The sequence below is a fragment of the Mycobacterium genavense ATCC 51234 genome (assembly GCF_000526915.1).
Taxonomy (GTDB): Bacteria; Actinomycetota; Actinomycetes; order Mycobacteriales; family Mycobacteriaceae; genus Mycobacterium; species Mycobacterium genavense.
Map to the genome: position 1 here is coordinate 476,379 of NZ_JAGZ01000003.1, position 17,326 is coordinate 493,704.

Genomic DNA, 17,326 nt, shown 5'->3' on the forward strand with positions numbered 1-17,326 from the left:
CGCGAAACGGCCCGGCACCCGCGGCGAGGCGCCGGACCGTTTGCGACGTTGGGTGCTAGGGACGCGCGGGAGTACTGGGCGCGGGAGACGTCGAGGTCGGAGCGCTCGGGCCGGCGTTCGGACCGCCGGGACCGTATCCGGGCGGCGGACCGTACTGGTAGGGCGGCGGCATTCCTGGCCCGTACTGCCAGGGTCCCGGGGCGCCGGGGGCACCGGGCTTCCATATCTGGCCGTGGTGATGGCGGCACTGGTGGTGGTAATGGTATCCGAAGATCATCGCGCCGGAGAAGAAGACGACCGACAGGATGAAGACGGTCCCGGCAACGATCACCACCCACGCCGCGGCCGTGTAGACCCTGGGCGGCTTGACCAAATGGGGTGGGGGCGGAGGCGTGTCGACGTGCGTCGGCTGGATTGCGCGTTCCGGTGTTTCACTCATGCTTTGCATACTGCGCCTGAATGCAACTGCTGCAACAGATTTCGGCGACAAAGTTGCTGTGAATTCATCCGATTGCGTTCCAGGTGCTCCGATCGCGGAAACCACTGGTAGCCCGGCGCTCTGGTGAGCGCCGGGCTAGTGCGTGTGAAATTAGTGGCCCCCCGGAGTCCTCCTATCACCCCGTGAGCATCTGAACGGTTGAGGTCTCTGGACTACGGTGTCCGGGACGGAGCGACCGACGACGGAACCTGGCTGGGCCCCGGAGCGCCGGGGGTCACGGCCCCGGGTCCACCGGGCTGCTGGTTCGCGCCCGGCCAACCCGGACCGCCCGGGCCACCCGGACCGCCGAACCGGTGGGGGTGCACCATCGCGTGGTGCTTGTGGTGGTGGCCGTGGTGGCCGGTCGACTTACCGAGCATCGGTCGACTTACCGAGCATGAAGCCGGTGAAGAAGATGACCGCGATGATGAACACGGTCCCGGCGACGATGGCGACGTAGGCCGCCGCTTGGAAGACCCTGGGGGTCCGGTAGGCCACCGGCTCTGCGGGCGCCGGTGCGGTAGCGGTCGAGGACCGCACAGTTGTGGTTTCAGATGTTTCACTCATGAGACAAATGATGCGGGGGTAAACACAAGTTATGGCTATGCGCTACTTATGTAGCAGCTGTGAGGGCAAAACCCCTGTTCACCTGGCGAAACAGTGCGCCTGCCTGGGCCGGCCGAGCCCGAAGAAGCCCGACGCCTTGGTCTGGGCGGCGGTCTGCTCGGCCTACGCCGCCGCGGAGCTCATCCACGCCACGTAGGGAGCAGCCACGGCCGCCATCGATGCCAAGGCGACGCCCAGCCAGGAGCCGGTGATTAGCCCAGCGATCCCCTAGCGGTAGCCAGCTGCTGCCATGTGCAACTCGGCGGTCAGCCCCTGTCAGGTTGCCGCTACGGCCAACAGCGAGCTCGCCCTCGGGCCGGAGTGCAACCGTCGCTTTCGAATCCACCGCAGTTTCGGGGGAAGTTTAAACGGCCCGTCATTGCACGTTTACCCGGACCTTATTTGGCGCGCGTTAATGTGCCCAGCAAATCGCCGCGCCTAGCTCGAGAAGGGAGTTTGACATGGATTTTGCTTTGCTGCCGCCGGAAATCAACTCGGGCTTGATGTACACCGGACCGGGCTCGGGGCCGATGTTGGCGGCCGCAGCAAGCTGGGACGCGGTGGCCGCCGAGCTGGAGGCCGCCGCGGCCGGCCGCTCCTCGGAGATCTCGGGGTTGACCGGCCGGTGGTTGGGCCCGTCCTCGATGCGGATGGCGGCGTCGGGCACCCGCCAGGTGGTCTGGCTGCAGGCCAGTGCCGCCCAGGCCGCACGGACCGCCGCGCAGGCCTATTCGGCCGCGGCCGCCTACGAGACGGCGTATGCGATGACCGTGCCCCCGCCGGTGATCGCCGCCAACCGGGCACAGTTGATGGTCCTGGTGGCGACCAATTTCTTCGGCCAGAACACCCCGGCGATCGCGGCCACCGAAGCCCAGTACCTGGAAATGTGGGTCCAAGACGCCACCGCCATGTACGGCTACGCCGCCGACTCCGAGGCCGCCAGCACGCTGACCTCTTTCGACGAACCGTCCCGAACCACCAACCCCAACGGGCAAGCAGACCAAGCCACCGCGGTCGCCCGCTCGACCGCCGACGCCACCAGCACCCGCAGCCAATCGGCGGTGCAGCTCGCCGCAAACAACGCCACGCAGCTCACCTCGACCGACGTTCCGGCGAACGGTGCCGGCACCGCGCCGCCCGGCAGCACGGTCACCGTCCCGCCGGACACCGGGGTGTATATCAACACCGGCACAGTTACCGTCGCCGATCCCGACACTGTGATCGGATACGTGACGGGAGGGCCCATCACCATCAATGTCGACAGCACCGTCGCGACCCTCACCGACGCTCAGTGGGGTAGCACGTTCGTCAACGCGAACACCCTCCTTACCGCCGACGCGACCACCGGCCCCATCACGCTGGTGCCGGTCGCCGATGGCCAACAGGTGGTGGTCGGGTTACTCAGCGGCTCCGCCTCCATCACCGGGACGGGCCCCGGAAACGCCCTCCTCGTAAACGCCTCGTCGGGCGCCATCACGTTCACCGTTGGCTCGATCCCCGTCGAGATTGTTAACGCCGGTCCCGGAACCGTCGTCATCAACGCCGTCACCTCAATCGCACCTGCCTCGGCCGGCGGGCTGGGGTCCGCGGTCGCCGGAACCGGGGCGAGCGCCTCACCCGGCCTGGCCGGTACCGCAGGGATCCAACCGCAGGTCGACGTCGGCGCCCTCATGCAGTGGAGTCAGGGCATCTCCGGTGCCGACCTCGCCGCCGGTCTGGCCGAAGTGGGTTGAGCAGCTATCGCGCAGTGAGCTAGAACGCGTCGCTGCCCGACGGCTTCAGTACGAACCCGTGCTGCCCGCTGGTGGTGTCCAGGCATGCGACGAGCCGGTCCGCCCCCACCGCGCAGGTCGCGTTGCGGAAACTCACCTTCTGCCCGGCGTTGAGCAGGGCCCCGCGCGTGAATGGGGCACCGCATTTGTCCGCCGTGCGGGTGATTGCGTACGCCGGCCCCGAACCGACCGCCGCCGTACCCACCACGCAGGGGTCTCCGTCGGGCATGTCGCCGTGGCAACTGATTCCTTGCCCGGACCACGCGGGGATCGGCTCGCCGGCCTCGAACAAGCACTGAATGTTGTAGGGCGTGGAGAAGTAGGCAAAGCGGGGACCTCGGCCGGGCTCCGCAAGATAGGCGTCGACGGGCACGGGGGCGAATCCACCCAGATCGGGGAAGCCGGGCGGCTGCGCGGCGGCGTGCTGCGGCGCAGCCGTGCACGACATGGAAACCATGACGGACATGGCGGCCAACGACCGCGACGCCAAACTGATGACAGCGCGCATGCGAATCCTCCTCGAACTCAGGGCGTGACGGTGAACGTCGTGGTGTAGGTGTGTGGGTCGTAGTGGCCGTCGCCATAGGTGCTCACCCGCATCGAGACCACCTCCTTGCCGTTGATTACTTGTATGCCGGTGATGGTTGGCCCGTACACCTGCGGCAACGCTTGGGGCGTCACCAGCGCCGTCGGTGCCGCGGTCAACAGACCCTCGGGGGTGCTGGCGGTCACGGCCTGAATGGGCAACGTGTGATGGGTGGGCGTCTCGCCCGCGCCGACGACCAAAAATCCGCCTTTAGGCAGCGCGACGATCTGACTCTCGCGGTTCCCGTTCATCGCACCCGAGAACGTTCCCTGCTGCTGCAACGTGATGCCCCACGCGGCATTCTGGCCTACCGGTGCGGATTGCCACAGCGCCCGCTGCCCGCTCGGGGTGTTCCCGACGATCACCATCCGCCCCGACCGCGGGTCGAACGCCCCACCGGCCTGCGAAATCCCGTGCAGGGTAATTAGAGTGCGGTCTCGGGGTGTTGCAAGTCCACGACGACCGTGTCCGGTGACGTATAGGTGGTATTCGGGCTACCGTCTGGGTTGTGGTACGGCACCACTGCATAGGTTGTGGTACGGCACCACTGCATAGAACGCATACTGCTCGCCGTTCGGCCCGACCGCAGTGCCGGTGGGCAACGGGCGGGAGTCCGGAGGGACCGGCAGCGGATTCTGCCCGTCGTACACACCGGGAACGTGGATGTGCGGATACCCGTCTTTGCCGTCACCGCCCAGCGCGATGTCCGTTCCCGGGATCGACGCATCCAGGTCGTCCTGTTTACCGGTGTTTTGGCCCTCGATCTTGGGCGGCGTGGCGGGTCCATCGATGCTCGGCCCCCCGTGCTGGGCAGGGAATGCCTGGGGAAACTCGTGGGCGTCGGCGCCCCACACCCGGGCCGGGTCGTAGCCGTCCTTGGCCAGGTCCGACTTCGCGTCGTCCAGCACATGCGCATAGCCGTCACGGGTTGCCCGCAGTTGGCCGAGTGCGGCCTTGGTGTCGTCGATGGCGTCGTCTTCGCAGTCGGTGACGAAGGCGTTGAGCGCATCCCGGTCCGCCGCGCTGAGGTGGCCGTCTCTTTCCATCTCGATGGCCTTGCCGATCAAGTTGTCGAGCCGCTACAACTGGGTTTCGAGGGCGGTGATCTGACCGTGCGCAGCGCGCTGCGCCTCGGCCAGGGCGGCGGCGATTTTCTCCAAATCCACGCCGATCTTCGGTATTTGCCGGGACTGCGCGCCGAGCGACTTGACTACCCGCCGCACCTCCGCGGAATCGTTGATCGGATGCTCACCATTCTCCCGATTCCAGGCCGCCGCAAAGCGCCCACGAGCTTCCTAAAAAGCCTTGCTGGACTCGGCTGTACACACACCCGCGGCGTGAAACGCCTCGGCCAAATCCGAGATTTGGGCCGGGCGCCCGGCCTGCAGGCTCCGGTCGATCGCCCACTGATCCCCGCCTGCTTCAGCTATCAGGGCCGGGACGCTTATGTAGCGCAGCCGCACGGAAACGTCGCGCTCACTCGCCGCAGATCTACCAACGTCGCCACCCCCTTGAGCTGGCGCCTACATTACCGCCGCCGACCGCGCCGAGACGGCGATTTGGTGGCTACTCCGGCTTGAACGGATTGACCGCGAACTGGATTACCCGATACGGCGCGGACACCCGGGCGCGAGTGTCCCACTGGCTGACGAAGATTCGCAGTTCGTCCAGGGTGGAGCCGGGCGAAATGTAGCCGCCGTACGGCTGCGCGAGCCGGTTGTCATAGGGCGGTGGCAGGCTTTCGGCCGGCTCGGGCCATTCGTCGTGCTGCACCACCGTGGTCACCGGCGCCTCGCCCAGCGACGTCGGGTCGTTGGCCACGCGGACCTCCATGTTGCCGGTGCTGGCGTTGAAGTAGGACAGCACCGCCTTGCCGTCGATCTGCCGGATGCACATCTCCCCCACCTGGTCGGGCCACAACGGCGTCGGGGTCTTGTTCCAGCCGCCGGCGGGACCGGCCGCCCAGCCCTGCCACCGGGACCGATCGGTAAAGTTCTGCGGCGCAACACGATATAGCACCACCGGCCGGCTGCGGGTGAAACTGTTGGCCACGATGTACACCCACCCGCTCGGCGAATCCGGCGCGGGGATGGGGTCGTAGTAGCCGCTGATCTGCGTCTGCGAGCCGTCCTGGTACGAGGCGACCCGCCGGGAGCCCGGAACCGTGCGCCAGCCCGCACGCGCCGGTTCGGCGGCGACCAGCCGCGAATTCAGCGGCTCCAGGTCTTTCGTCGTGGTCACCATCAGGTAGTTGCGCCTGTTGATCTGCACCACACCGGCCGGCAGCTGCGAGTCCCCCGACGGCGTGGGTTCGGCCAGCAGCGGCTTGGTGATCCCGGTGACACCGGTGTAGCGCACCCCGGCGGGGTCGTCGACCGACGCGGTGTCGACGTGCAACGCGATCGGCGAGTACCAGACCCCGAAACCCACGCCTTGCCCGGCGAAGCTGTCGCCGCAAACCTGCAGCAATTCGGTTGGAAATTCCAGAAATTCGCAAAGATCGGTCGCGCCGATGCCGTAGTCCTTGGTGGGAGTCCCGGTTCCGGCCGTCGGTCCGAGTCGCAGCACCTGGCCGGGTGCCAGCGGCCCCACAATGGGCCCGGGGGCGGGCGCTGGAGGGTCGGCGCGTGCAGACGGAAAGCATTGTGGCACAAGTAAAGACAAACAGATGGGCAGCACAAACCGGGCGCTACTCACCCGCGGATCACACCGAGTGCAGTTCCGAGGCCAGCAACTTGGCAATCTGAATGGTGTTGAGCGCAGCCCCTTTACGAAGGTTGTCTCCCGAAACGAACAGCGCCAGGCCCCGTCCGTCCGGTACCCCCGGGTCGCGGCGAATCCGGCCGACCAATGAGTCGTCGACTCCGGCGGCGTCCAAGGCCGTGGGCACGTCGACCACCTTCACGCCGGGGGCCGCGCGCAGCAGCTCGGTGGCCCGCTCGGGCGAAAGTGGTTGGGCGAACTCGGCATTGATCGACAACGAGTGCCCGGTGAACACCGGCACCCGCACACAGGTCCCGCTCACCAGCAGGTCGGGGATGCCCAGAATCTTGCGGCTCTCGTGGCGCAGCTTCTGGTCCTCGTCGGTCTCCCCGGAGCCGTCGTCCACCAGCGAGCCGGCCAGCGGCAACACGTTGAACGCGATGGGCGCGAGATAGGTTTTGGGCGCCGGGAATTGCAGCGCGCGGCCGTCGTGCACCAGCTGCTCGGCGTCGTCGATCACCGCGCGCGCCTGGGTGGCCAGCTCCTTGACACCGGCCACCCCGCTGCCCGACACCGCCTGATAGCTCGACACCACCAGACGCCGGAGTTGGGCTTCGTCGTGCAGCGGCTTGAGCACCGGCATCGCGGCCATCGTGGTGCAGTTCGGGTTGGCGATGATGCCCTTAGGCCGGTTGGCGGCGTCGCGGGCGAAGTTCACCTCGGACACCACCAGCGGTACCTCGGGGTCCTTGCGCCAGGCCGAGGAGTTGTCGATCACGGTCACCCCGGCGGCCGCGAACCGCGGGGCCTGCACCAGCGACATCGTCTTACCGGCCGAGAACAGCGCGATGTCCAGGCCGGTCGGGTCGGCCGTCGCGGCGTCCTCGACCTCGATCTCTTGGCCGCGGAATTCCAGCTTCCGGCCCTGCGAGCGGGCCGACGCGAAGAACCGCACCGACGTGGCGGGAAAGTCACGCTCGTCGAGCAGATTGCGCATCACCTGGCCCACCTGGCCGGTGGCCCCCACTACCCCGATGGCAACCATTTATCGACCCGTCCCCGCATACACCGTGGCCTCCTCCTCGCCGCCGAGACCGAACGCCTCGTGCAACGCCACGACGGCCTTGTCTAGTTCGGTGTCGCGGCACAGCACCGAGATCCGGATCTCGGAGGTGGAGATCAGTTCGATGTTGACGCCCACCTCGGCCAGCGCCTCACAAAAGGTCGCGGTGACCCCGGGGTGGCTGCGCATACCGGCGCCGATCAGCGACACCTTGCCGATGTGGTCGTCGTAGAGCAGCTGCGTGAAGCCGATCTCGTCCTTGAGCGCGTCCAACTTGGCCACCGCGGTGGGGCCGCTGTCGCGCGAGCAGGTGAAGGTGATGTCGGTCTTGCCGTCCTCCACCTTGGACACGTTCTGCAACACCATGTCGATGTTCACGTCGGCCTCGGCGACGGCGCGGAACACCCGGGCCGCGTACCCGGGGATGTCCGGGATCCCGACGACGGTCACCTTGGCCTCGCTACGGTCGTGGGCGACGCCGGTCAGCAGGGGGCTTTCCATTTCAATGTCCTTGATCGATCCGACAACGACGGTGCCCGGCTTGTCCGAGTACGACGACCGGACGTGCACCGGAAGGTTGTAGCGACGGGCGTATTCCACGCAGCGCAGCATCAACACCTTGGCGCCGCAGGCGGCCATCTCGAGCATCTCCTCGAAGGTCACGGTGTCGAGCTTGCGGGCGTTGGACACGATCCGCGGGTCCGCGCTGAAGATGCCGTCCACGTCGGTGTAGATCTCGCAGACGTCGGCTTTCAGCGCGGCGGCCAGCGCGACGGCGGTGGTGTCCGAGCCGCCGCGGCCCAGCGTGGTCACATCGCGGCTGTCCTGACTGACGCCCTGGAAGCCGGCGACCAACACGACATCGCCTTGGTCGAGGGCGGACTGCAACCGCGTCGGCGTGACGTCGATAATCTTGGCGTTGCCGTGCGTTCCGGTGGTGATGACGCCGGCCTGGGAGCCGGTGAACGACCGGGCGCGGACGCCGAGCGATTCGACCGCCATGGCCACCAGCGCATTGGAGATGCGTTCCCCGGCCGTCAGCAGCATGTCCAGTTCGCGGGCCGGCGGCACCGGGCACACCTGCTGCGCCAGATCCAGCAGGTCATCGGTGGTGTCGCCCATCGCCGAGACCACGACGACGACGTCGTTGCCCTGCTTTTTGGTCTCGACGATGCTTTCGGCGACGCGGCGGATCCGGTCGGCGTCGGCCACCGAGGATCCGCCGTACTTTTGTACGACGAGCGCCACTGTTTTTCTGCCTGCCCTTCCACACCACCGACGTGGTTCAAGTTCACAACAGGATACGTGGCGGCGCATCTTGTTTTTTGACCCGCTGGCGGGCACCGCAGCCTGCGGTTTTGGTCCCGATTCGGCGCGGTTTTCGCCCGGGCGCCGATCGCGGTAGAGTTCAGACCGTGCAGCGGGTGCTCCTTCTCGGACGCCGCGACGGGGTCTGATCCAGACCGGCTTCCCGTCGCGGGTGTTCGCGATGCGCCGGTCTGAAGTCCCTTCTGACATCCCCGGAGCAATGACCGTGACCAACTTGTCGCAGCCCGCCAACCCGGACGCATACAGCTCGACCCGCGCCGTGCGAAAGCCCGCGGACCCGCCCCGACCCGATCAGCCCGCGTGGAATCCGCAGCGCGGCTCGTCGATGCCCGTCAATCGATACCGGTCCTTCGCCGACGAAGTCGAGCCCATCCGGCTCGACGACCGCACCTGGCCGGACCGCGTCACCAGTCATGCCCCGCTGTGGTGCGCGGTCGACCTGCGTGACGGCAACCAGGCGTTGATCGACCCGATGAGCCCGGCCCGCAAGCGCCGCATGTTCGACCTGCTGGTTGGCATGGGCTACAAGGAGATTGAAGTCGGATTCCCGTCGGCCAGCCAGACCGATTACGACTTCGTGCGCGAGATCATCACCGACGGCGCCATTCCCGACGACGTCACGATCCAGGTGCTGACGCAGTGCCGCCCGGAGCTGATCGAGCACACCTTCGAGGCGTGCCGAGGCGCGCACCGGGCGATCGTGCACTTCTACAACTCGACGTCAATCCTGCAGCGCCGCGTGGTATTTCGCGCCGACCGGGCCGCGGTGCAGACCATCGCGACGGACGGTGCCCGCAAGTGCGTCGAAGAGGCGGCCAAATACCCGGACACCCAATGGCGCTTCGAGTATTCGCCGGAGTCTTACACCGGAACGGAATTGGAGTACGCCAAGCAGGTGTGCGACGCCGTCGGCGAAATCATCGCCCCGACACCGGACAACCCAATCATCTTCAATCTGCCGGCCACCGTGGAGATGGCGACCCCGAACGTCTACGCCGACTCGATCGAGTGGATGAGCCGCAACCTCGCCAACCGGGAGTCGGTGATCCTGAGCCTGCATCCGCACAACGATCGCGGAACCGCCGTCGCCGCAGCCGAATTGGGGTATGCGGCGGGCGCGGACCGCATCGAGGGCTGCCTGTTCGGCAACGGGGAGCGTACCGGAAACGTGTGCCTGGTGACGCTGGGGCTGAACCTGTTCTCCCGGGGTGTGGATCCGCAAATCGACTTCTCCAACATCGACGAGATCCGCCGCACCGTGGAGTACTGCAACCAGCTGCCGGTGCACGAGCGGCACCCGTACGGCGGCGACCTGGTCTACACCGCGTTCTCGGGCAGCCACCAGGACGCCATCAACAAGGGCCTAGATCAGATGAAGGCCGACGCCGACGCCGCGGACACCGATGTCGAGGACATGCTCTGGCAGGTGCCGTATCTGCCGATCGACCCCCGCGATGTCGGGCGCACCTACGAGGCGGTGATCCGGGTCAACTCCCAGTCCGGCAAGGGCGGGGTGGCCTACATCATGAAGGCCGACCACGGCCTGGCCCTGCCGCGGCGGCTGCAGATCGAGTTCTCGCAGGTGATCCAGAAGATCGCGGACGGCGAGGGCGGCGAGGTGTCGCCGAAGGAGATGTGGGACGCGTTCTCCGAGGAGTACCTGGCGCCGATCCGGCCGCTGGAACGGATCCGGCAGCGCGTCGACGCCTCGGAGGAAGACGGCGGCACCACCCGGATCGCCGCGACCGTCAAGATCAACGGCGTCGAGACCGAGATCAGCGGCGCCGGCAACGGTCCGCTCGCCGCGTTCGTCCACGCGCTGGGCGATGTCGGGTTCGACGTCGCCGTCCTGGACTACTCCGAGCATGCGATGAGCTCCGGCGACGACGCGCAGGCCGCGGCGTACGTCGAGGCGTCGGTAGCCGTGTCGATCGCGAGTGCGGCGCAGCCGGGCGAAGCGGGTCGGCACGCAAGCGGCGAGCGCCGCACGGTGTGGGGTGTGGGCATCGCCCCGTCGATCACCACCGCGTCGCTGCGTGCGGTGGTGTCGGCGGTCAACCGGGCATCGCGCGGCTGAGCTAAAACAGTGCGAGCTGTTCGTCGGCGCGGGTGGCGTCGACGAATTCCTCCATGCTGGTGCCGCCGATCACGGTGCCCACGCCGACCATGAACTGCGCGTCGGACAGCACCGGCACTCCCAGCTGCTGGGCCTGGTAGCCCTTGCCCTGCACCGGGGTGTCGGCGTTGCACACCACCAGCGAGGTCTCGCGGTCGACGACGTCGGTGTAGGCCAGCCCGGCGTGCAGGATCCGCTCGACGAGCTCCTCGTGCGTGCGCCGCACCTCGGCGGCCAGCGCCACCCGCATGCCCTGCACCAGCGGCCTGCCGCTGACATACGGCCCGGGGTTGAGGTAGGGGCACGGCATCCGGGAGGCCAGCGCCTTCAGCGGGCGCAGCTCGTCGTGGGTCACCCGGCCGTTGGGCCAGCGGCGCCGGGTGACCGGACGCACCGGCAGCCAGATGTCGCGCTCGCGGGCACGTTCGAGCGCGGGCGCGAGCACGCCGGTCAGCACCAGGGCATCGTCGAAGGCGTCGTGCGGCCGCGCCTGCGTCACGCCCCAGTGCGCGGCGACGGTCTCCAGCCGCAGGTTGTCGACGCCGAGGTCGAGCCGTCGGGCCAGCTCGACCGTGCACATCACGCTGTCGACGGGAAGCGCGACGCCGGCGAGTTCGGCCTCCGCGGCCAGGAACGCGTAGTCGAACGCGACGTTGTGGGCCACCAGCGTCCGCCCCCGCAGCACCTCGACCACGTCGCCAACGATGTCGCCGAACTGCGGCTGGTCCTCGAGCATCGCGGCGGTCAGCCTGTGCACGTGGGTGGGGCCGGGGTCCACGCCGGGGTTGAGCAGGCTGACGACCGATTGCTCGACGCGCCCGTCGGCGTCGAGCCCGAGCACCGCGAGGCTGATGACCCGGGCCTGACCCGGCCGGAAACCCGAGGTCTCGACGTCGACGACGGCCCAACCCGCGTCCGGCTCGCTCGCCGGACGGCCCCACGAGATCGGGTTCATGAACGACAGAATCCCACGTCGAACCGACATCACCCGGTCGCTGTGAATTCGTGTCGCGCCAAAACACTATAAACTGCGCGGGTGGTCACCACCCGCGCACGCCTGGCCCTCGCCGCCGGAGCGAGCGCGCGCTGGGCGTCCCGGATGACCGGGCGCGGCGCCGGCGCGATGATCGGCGGGCTGGTCGCGATGACCCTGGACCGCTCGATCCTGCGCCAGCTCGGCGCCGGACGGCGCACCGTCGTCGTCACCGGCACCAACGGCAAGTCCACGACCACCCGGATGACCGCCGCCGCGCTCGGCACGCTGGGTCCGGTCGCCACCAACGCCGAGGGCGCCAACATGGACGCCGGCCTGGTCGCCGCGCTGGCCGCCGACCGCGGCGCGGGGCTGGCGGCCCTGGAAGTCGACGAGATGCACGTGCCACACGTTTCCGATGCCGTCGAGCCCAGCGTCGTCGTGCTGCTCAACCTGTCGCGCGATCAGCTGGATCGGGTCGGCGAGATCAACGTGATCGAACGCACGCTGCGCGCGGGCCTGGTCCGGCACCCGAACGCCGTCGTCGTCGCCAACTGCGACGACGTGCTGATGACCTCGGCGGCCTACGACAGCCCCAAGGTGGTGTGGGTGGCCGCCGGCGGGTCGTGGGCGAACGATTCGGTCAGCTGCCCGCGCAGCGGCGAGGTGATCGTCCGCGAGAAGGGCCACTGGTATTCCACCGGCGCCGACTTCAAGCGGCCCAGCCCACGGTGGTGGTTCGACGACGAGACGTTGTACGGGCCCGACGGGCTGGCCCTGCCGATGCGGCTGGCCCTGCCGGGCGCGGTGAACCGGGGCAATGCGGCCCAGGCCGTCGCGGCCGCCGTGGCGCTGGGCGCCGACCCCGCGGCGGCCGTCGCGGCGGTGTCGGGGGTGGACGAGGTCGCCGGCCGCTACCGGACCGTACGCATCGGTTCGCACGAGGCGCGCATTCTGCTGGCCAAGAATCCGGCCGGCTGGCAGGAGGCGCTGTCGATGGTCGACAAGCACGCGGCCGGGGTGGTCATCTCGGTCAACGGCCAGGTGCCCGACGGCGAGGACCTGTCCTGGCTGTGGGACGTGCGCTTCGAGCACTTCGAGAGCACGTCGGTCGTCGCCGCCGGGGAACGCGGCACCGACCTGGCGGTACGGCTGGGGTACGCGGGCGTCGAGCACACCCTGGTGCACGACACCCTGGCGGCCATCGCGTCCTGCCCGCCCGGCCGGGTCGAGGTCGTCGCCAACTACACCGCGTTCCTGCAGCTGCAGCGCAGGCTGGCCCGTCATGGCTGATTCGGTGGTGCGCATCGGGCTGGTGCTGCCCGACGTGATGGGCACCTACGGCGACGGCGGCAACGCGCTGGTGCTGCGGCAACGGCTGCGGCTGCGGGGCATCGCCGCCGAGATCGTCGAGGTCACACTGGACGACCCGGTGCCCGAATCGCTGGACCTGTACACCCTGGGCGGTGCCGAGGACTACGCGCAGCGGCTGGCCACCCGGCACCTGCTGCGGTATCCGGGCCTGCAGCGCGCCGCGGCGCGCGGTGCGCCGGTGCTGTCGATCTGCGCGGCCGTCCAGGTCCTCGGGCACTGGTACGAGACGTCGTCGGGGGAGCGGGTCGACGGCGTGGGCATGCTGGACGTGACGACCTCTCCGCAGCCGGCGCGCACGATCGGCGAGGTGGTGAGCAAGCCGCTGCTGGCCGGGCTGACCCAACGGCTCACCGGTTTCGAAAACCATCGCGGCGGCACCGTGCTGGGCCCGGACGCCGCCCCGCTGGGCGCGGTCGTTAAGGGCGCCGGCAACCGGCTCGGCGACGGCTTCGACGGCGTGGTCCAGGGCAGCGTCGTCGCGACCTACATGCACGGGCCGTGCCTGGCCCGCAACCCGGAGCTGGCCGACCTGCTGCTGAGCAAGGTGGCCGGCGAACTGGCGCCGCTGGAATTGCCCGAGGTGGACGTGCTGCGCCGCGAACGACTGGCGGCGCGCTAACCGTGCGGGCCCGGACGACGGCCGGTGTCGCGGCACTGCTCGTCGCGCTGTCGACACCCGCGCACGCCGACCCGGACGTGCTGAACGGCCGGTACAACGTGTTGTACGCGAACACCGACAAACCGACCGCCTGGCTCTTCGTCCCGTGCGGATCGGACTGCACCCGGGCGACCTCGCAGGATGGCGGGACGTTCGTCATCAGCTGGGAATTCCACCTGGCCAATGGCCGGTGGACGCATCGCGGAACGGCCCAGGCGCCCTGCCCGAACGGCGCGACGGCGCCGGTGACCGTCGACTACAGCATCGACGCCGTGTCGCTTGCCGGAGAGGGTCAGACGACGACGCCGGACGCGTGTATGGGAGAGCCGGGCAGGACGTTTACCAGGCAATTCCAATTGAGCAAGGCCTGAGGAACCTCAGACCATGGACCGGCGGCCGGTGAGCGCGCGGCCCAGGGTCAGCTCGTCGGCGAACTCCAAGTCGCCGCCCATCGGCAACCCGGACGCGATTCGGGTGACGGTCAGGCCGGGAATGTCGCGCAGCACCCGGACCAGATAGGTCGCCGTGGCCTCGCCCTCGGTGTTGGGGTCGGTCGCGATGATCACCTCGGTGATGTCCACCCCGTCGACCCGCTCGCCGATGCGGCTGAGCAGCTCGCGAATCCGCAGCTGATCGGGGCCCACGCCGGACAGCGGATCCAGCGCACCGCCCAGCACGTGGTAGCGGCCCCGGAATTCGCGGGTGCGCTCGACGGCCTGGACGTCCTTGGGTTCCTCCACGACGCACACCTGCGAGCCGTCCCGACGCGGATCGCCGCAGATCCGGCAGCGCTCGTCGTCGGACACGTTGCCGCACACCGCGCAGAACCGGACGCCGTCGCGGACCTTCGCCAGCACGGCGGTGAGCCGGTCGATGTCCGGCGGTTCGACCGACAGCAAGTGAAAGGCGATGCGCTGCGCGCTCTTTGGCCCGATACCCGGCAGCTTGCCGAGCTCGTCGATCAGATCCTGGACCGGTCCCTCGAACATCTGGCTAGGTCAGAGCCCCGGCATCTGGCTGGGAGGAGTCGGCGGCGCCGGCGGGGCGGTCAAGCCGGCGGTCAGCGACCCCAGCTGCTCCTGTGCCATCTTGGTGACTTGCTTGGAGGCGTCCACCATGGCGCCGACGATCAGGTCCTGCAGCGTCTCGACGTCGGAGGGGTCGACGACCGACGGGTCGATCTTGACCGCGACGACCTCGCCGCTGCCTTTGACGATTGCCTCGACCAAGCCGCCGCCTGCCTGACCGCGGATCTCGGCGTTCGCGAGCTGTTGCTGAGCTTCCATTAGCTTTTGCTGCATCTGCTGCGCCTGAGCGAGCAGCGCCGACATGTCGCCTCCGGGTTGCATGACAATCCCTTCGCATCTTGGTCTCGAGTTGGTTTCGCCTGTGGATGTCGGGCGATTCGAAACACCCAGCGTAGACCGCGCGGCGTTACCTTTGCGCCGTGGACCAACCAGTGAGCAGGCGTGTCGGAATCAAGACGATGATCAGCATGCTGATCGCCGCGTCGACCCTCGTCGTCCCGACGGCGACAGCGACCCCATCCAACATCGCCGGCATGGTGGTTTTCATCGATCCCGGCCACAACGGCGCCAACGACGCGTCCATCGGCCGGCAGGTCACCACCGGTCGTGGCGGTACCAAGGACTGCCAGACCAGCGGCACCGCGACCAACAGCGGCTACATGGAACACACGTTCACCTGGGACACCGCGTTGCGGGTTCGGGCCGCGCTGACGGCGCTGGGTGTCAGGACCGCCTTGTCCCGCGGCAACGACAACGCACTGGGACCGTGTATCGATGAGCGCGCCAACGTCGCCAACTCGTTGCGGCCCAACGCGATCCTGAGCATCCACGCCGACGGCGGACCGCCATCCGGGCGGGGATTCCACGTCAATTACTCGGCCCCGCCGCTCAACCAGGTGCAGGCCGGCCCGTCGGTGCAGTACGCGCGGATCATGCGCGACCAGATGCAGGCCGCGGGTATCCCGCCGGCCACCTACATCGGCCAGGGCGGGCTGTACGGACGCTCGGACCTGACCGGCCTCAACCTGGCGCAATATCCCGCGGTCCTGGTCGAGTGCGGCAACATGAAGAACCCCATCGACTCGGCGTTGATGGAGTCCCCCGAGGGGCGGCAGAAGTACGCCGACGCACTCGTCCGCGGCGTGGCGGGCTTCCTGGCCACCCAGGGTCAGGCCCGCTGAACGCCGCTGGCTACGGGCGTTTTCAGGTGGCGGCGCTGCGTGCCGGGCGGTAGCGTGGGCTTGCGATGCGCGGGCCGCTGAGCTGGGGTTGGCCGAGTAACCAGATCGCTTGCAGCCCTGGCGATTTCGTAGCGCGGATGAGGCCGTGTGAAAAATTCCGGCTAACACCTAGCTAACATCAGGGACTTTGCCGAAACCCCTGTTGGAGCCGGTTTTGGTCCACTAAGGTTTATTCCACTCATGTCGATTAGACGTGTGGGGAGAATCGGTGAGTAACAAACCGTCGGCGACGGCTTCGTACCGGTCAACGACGACCAGCAAGACGGCCCGGGGTGGGCCGTCGCGGATGTCGCCGCCTGGGGGTAAGCGGTTCACCACAAACCGCCCGACGCGGTGGTTTTCGACTGAGTCGCACGCTATTGCACCGACATACGGCCATAGAATCTGCGGGAACCGAAACCGGATAAGGCCGCTATTGGGTAAGCCTTTTGGGTAGGGGCGATCGGATGGAACTTGACGCCCGTGCCCTTCCGCTAACGCGCCGGCAATTAGATATTTGGCTCGCACAGGAATCGGGACGCTCCGGCACCGACTGGCAGCTCGGCCTATTCGTCAGAATCGCAGGCACGGTCCAGCCCGATTTGCTTAAGCAGGCAATCAGCAAAGCGCTGCAAGAAGCCGAGCCGTACCGCGCCGCGTTCTTCGAAGCGGACGGTCAGGTTTTCCAAAAGGTAATGGACTACCCGGATTTCGACCTCGACTATCATGACCTGACCGCCGCGCCGGACCCCGTGGGACAAGCCCGCGAGATTGCGGCGTCGATCCAACGCACACCAATGCCGCTCGACGGCCGGTTACTCAAATTCGCTTTATTCCGAACGAAACCCGACGAATATTACTGGTTCGCCCTCATCACATAATTCTCGACGGATTGGGCATCGCTCTCGTCGGCCGCCGAATTGCGGCTATCTACACCGCAATTGTTGCGGGCACCCCCCAGCTCTCCCGCGTTCTTCGGCTCACTGCAGGACCTCGTTCGCAGCGAGCTGGAGTACGAGGCGTCAGCGGATTATCTGCAAGACCAGGCTTACTGGAACGCCAACCTGCCGTCGGAAAACGGTCCGGATTACCGATTGCCGCAGGCCACCTCGCGGCCGGATCCGAATCAGCCGACCACGCCGGTGCAGTTGGACCCGTCCGTGGTCAGCCGAATCAAGCAGCTGTCCAAAGCGCTGGGCGTGCGCCGCTCCTCGATCATCACCGCCGCGTGCGCCTGCGCCCTGCTGGTACGGGGATGCGCCGGTGGCTCGGAGGTCGTGCTCGACTTCCCGGTCGGCAGACGGGTCCAGCCGGAGTCGAAGGCGCTGCCCGGGATGGTCGCCAGGGTGGTGCCCCTGGTACTCAAGACCCCGCCGGGGTGGTCAGTCGCCGACTTCTGCAAGCACGTCGCCAAGAAGAC

16 protein-coding genes and 3 pseudogenes are annotated in these 17,326 nt (G+C 67.9%); 7 read left to right on the forward strand and 12 right to left on the reverse strand.

Annotation, left to right across the window (positions count from 1 at the left end):
* Positions 1-55: 55 nt before the first annotated feature.
* From T428_RS0110060 to T428_RS36050, 3 genes and pseudogenes are all read right to left on the reverse strand, one after another.
* Positions 56-439, reverse strand: coding sequence for a hypothetical protein (locus tag T428_RS0110060; protein ID WP_025736384.1), 384 nt, complete (start codon positions 437-439; stop codon positions 56-58).
* Positions 440-651: 212 nt separating this feature from the next.
* Positions 652-1,045 (reverse strand): annotated as a pseudogene (locus T428_RS33555) (hypothetical protein).
* A gap of 162 nt (positions 1,046-1,207) precedes the next feature.
* Complete coding sequence (locus T428_RS36050; protein ID WP_156942921.1) at positions 1,208-1,309, reverse strand: PPE domain-containing protein; 102 nt, start codon at positions 1,307-1,309, stop codon at positions 1,208-1,210.
* A 236-nt stretch (positions 1,310-1,545) separates the two neighbouring features.
* On the opposite strand from T428_RS36050, the gene T428_RS35375 reads away from it, so the two are divergent.
* Positions 1,546-2,817: a PPE family protein gene (locus tag T428_RS35375; protein ID WP_025736385.1), complete on the forward strand. Its 1,272-nt coding sequence runs from the start codon at positions 1,546-1,548 to the stop codon at positions 2,815-2,817.
* Positions 2,818-2,836: 19 nt separating this feature from the next.
* Here the strand turns inward: T428_RS35375 and T428_RS0110080 are convergent, their stop codons facing one another.
* The 6 genes and pseudogenes from T428_RS0110080 to T428_RS0110110 form a co-directional block, all read right to left on the reverse strand.
* On the reverse strand, positions 2,837-3,364 hold the full coding sequence (locus T428_RS0110080) for a hypothetical protein (protein ID WP_025736386.1): 528 nt from the start codon (positions 3,362-3,364) through the stop codon (positions 2,837-2,839).
* A gap of 17 nt (positions 3,365-3,381) precedes the next feature.
* A complete protein-coding gene (locus T428_RS0110085) occupies positions 3,382-3,810 on the reverse strand; it encodes a hypothetical protein (RefSeq protein ID WP_025736387.1) in 429 nt (142 codons plus the stop codon).
* A 456-nt stretch (positions 3,811-4,266) separates the two neighbouring features.
* Positions 4,267-4,905, reverse strand: a pseudogene (locus T428_RS34345) (putative alpha/beta hydrolase); the annotation flags it as partial.
* A 103-nt stretch (positions 4,906-5,008) separates the two neighbouring features.
* Positions 5,009-6,139: a DUF4185 domain-containing protein gene (locus T428_RS0110100; protein ID WP_051465188.1), complete on the reverse strand. Its 1,131-nt coding sequence runs from the start codon at positions 6,137-6,139 to the stop codon at positions 5,009-5,011.
* A 7-nt stretch (positions 6,140-6,146) separates the two neighbouring features.
* The gene (locus T428_RS0110105) at positions 6,147-7,190 is read right to left on the reverse strand and encodes an aspartate-semialdehyde dehydrogenase (protein ID WP_025736390.1); all 1,044 of its coding nucleotides are present in this window, start codon (positions 7,188-7,190) and stop codon (positions 6,147-6,149) included.
* Positions 7,191-8,456: an aspartate kinase gene (locus tag T428_RS0110110; RefSeq protein WP_025736391.1), complete on the reverse strand. Its 1,266-nt coding sequence runs from the start codon at positions 8,454-8,456 to the stop codon at positions 7,191-7,193.
* Between the two features lie 280 nt (positions 8,457-8,736).
* On the opposite strand from T428_RS0110110, the gene leuA reads away from it, so the two are divergent.
* Positions 8,737-10,614 carry a 2-isopropylmalate synthase gene (leuA, locus tag T428_RS0110115; protein ID WP_425412019.1) on the forward strand — a complete coding sequence of 626 codons (1,878 nt, stop codon included), beginning with the start codon at positions 8,737-8,739 and terminating at the stop codon, positions 10,612-10,614.
* Between the two features lies 1 nt (position 10,615).
* On the opposite strand, the gene T428_RS0110120 is transcribed toward leuA, so the two are convergent.
* Positions 10,616-11,608 (reverse strand): DEDDh family exonuclease, encoded by a 993-nt coding sequence (locus tag T428_RS0110120; RefSeq protein ID WP_025736393.1) that lies wholly within the window; start codon positions 11,606-11,608, stop codon positions 10,616-10,618.
* An 81-nt stretch (positions 11,609-11,689) separates the two neighbouring features.
* Here T428_RS0110120 and T428_RS0110125 point away from each other — a divergent pair, with 81 nt between their 5' ends.
* Genes T428_RS0110125 through T428_RS0110135 form a run of 3 tightly spaced genes read left to right on the forward strand, consistent with a single transcriptional unit; the run spans position 11,690 to position 14,029 of the window.
* Positions 11,690-12,919 carry a Mur ligase family protein gene (locus T428_RS0110125; protein WP_025736394.1) on the forward strand — a complete coding sequence of 410 codons (1,230 nt, stop codon included), beginning with the start codon at positions 11,690-11,692 and terminating at the stop codon, positions 12,917-12,919.
* 4 nt (positions 12,920-12,923) lie between these two features.
* The gene (locus tag T428_RS0110130) at positions 12,924-13,619 is read left to right on the forward strand and encodes a type 1 glutamine amidotransferase (RefSeq protein ID WP_156942922.1); all 696 of its coding nucleotides are present in this window, start codon (positions 12,924-12,926) and stop codon (positions 13,617-13,619) included.
* Positions 13,620-13,621: 2 nt separating this feature from the next.
* Positions 13,622-14,029, forward strand: coding sequence for a hypothetical protein (locus T428_RS0110135; protein ID WP_025736396.1), 408 nt, complete (start codon positions 13,622-13,624; stop codon positions 14,027-14,029).
* A 6-nt stretch (positions 14,030-14,035) separates the two neighbouring features.
* Here the strand turns inward: T428_RS0110135 and recR are convergent, their stop codons facing one another.
* A complete protein-coding gene (gene recR, locus T428_RS0110140; protein WP_025736397.1) occupies positions 14,036-14,647 on the reverse strand; it encodes a recombination mediator RecR in 612 nt (203 codons plus the stop codon).
* Positions 14,648-14,656: 9 nt separating this feature from the next.
* Entirely contained in the window at positions 14,657-15,007 is a 351-nt protein-coding gene (locus T428_RS0110145; protein ID WP_025736398.1) for a YbaB/EbfC family nucleoid-associated protein, read from the reverse strand.
* Positions 15,008-15,144: 137 nt separating this feature from the next.
* Between T428_RS0110145 and T428_RS0110150 the strand changes: the two genes are divergently transcribed.
* Both T428_RS0110150 and T428_RS34350 read left to right on the forward strand, forming a co-directional pair.
* Complete coding sequence (locus tag T428_RS0110150) at positions 15,145-15,867, forward strand: Rv3717 family N-acetylmuramoyl-L-alanine amidase (protein WP_025736399.1); 723 nt, start codon at positions 15,145-15,147, stop codon at positions 15,865-15,867.
* 506 nt (positions 15,868-16,373) lie between these two features.
* Positions 16,374-17,315, forward strand: a pseudogene (locus T428_RS34350) (condensation domain-containing protein); the annotation flags it as partial.
* Positions 17,316-17,326 lie beyond the last annotated feature (11 nt).

Bases quoted from the DNA above. Each gene is read 5' to 3' on its own strand.
- T428_RS0110060 (WP_025736384.1), bottom strand. From the start codon at position 439: ATGAGTGAAACACCGGAACGCGCAATCCAGCCGACGCACGTCGACACG.
- T428_RS35375 (WP_025736385.1), top strand. From the start codon at position 1,546: ATGGATTTTGCTTTGCTGCCGCCGGAAATCAACTCGGGCTTGATGTAC.
- T428_RS0110080 (WP_025736386.1), bottom strand. From the start codon at position 3,364: ATGCGCGCTGTCATCAGTTTGGCGTCGCGGTCGTTGGCCGCCATGTCC.
- T428_RS0110085 (WP_025736387.1), bottom strand. From the start codon at position 3,810: ATGGTGATCGTCGGGAACACCCCGAGCGGGCAGCGGGCGCTGTGGCAA.
- T428_RS0110105 (WP_025736390.1), bottom strand. From the start codon at position 7,190: ATGGTTGCCATCGGGGTAGTGGGGGCCACCGGCCAGGTGGGCCAGGTG.
- leuA (WP_425412019.1), top strand. From the start codon at position 8,737: ATGACCGTGACCAACTTGTCGCAGCCCGCCAACCCGGACGCATACAGC.
- T428_RS0110120 (WP_025736393.1), bottom strand. From the start codon at position 11,608: ATGAACCCGATCTCGTGGGGCCGTCCGGCGAGCGAGCCGGACGCGGGT.
- recR (WP_025736397.1), bottom strand. From the start codon at position 14,647: ATGTTCGAGGGACCGGTCCAGGATCTGATCGACGAGCTCGGCAAGCTG.
- T428_RS0110145 (WP_025736398.1), bottom strand. From the start codon at position 15,007: ATGCAACCCGGAGGCGACATGTCGGCGCTGCTCGCTCAGGCGCAGCAG.
- T428_RS0110150 (WP_025736399.1), top strand. From the start codon at position 15,145: ATGATCAGCATGCTGATCGCCGCGTCGACCCTCGTCGTCCCGACGGCG.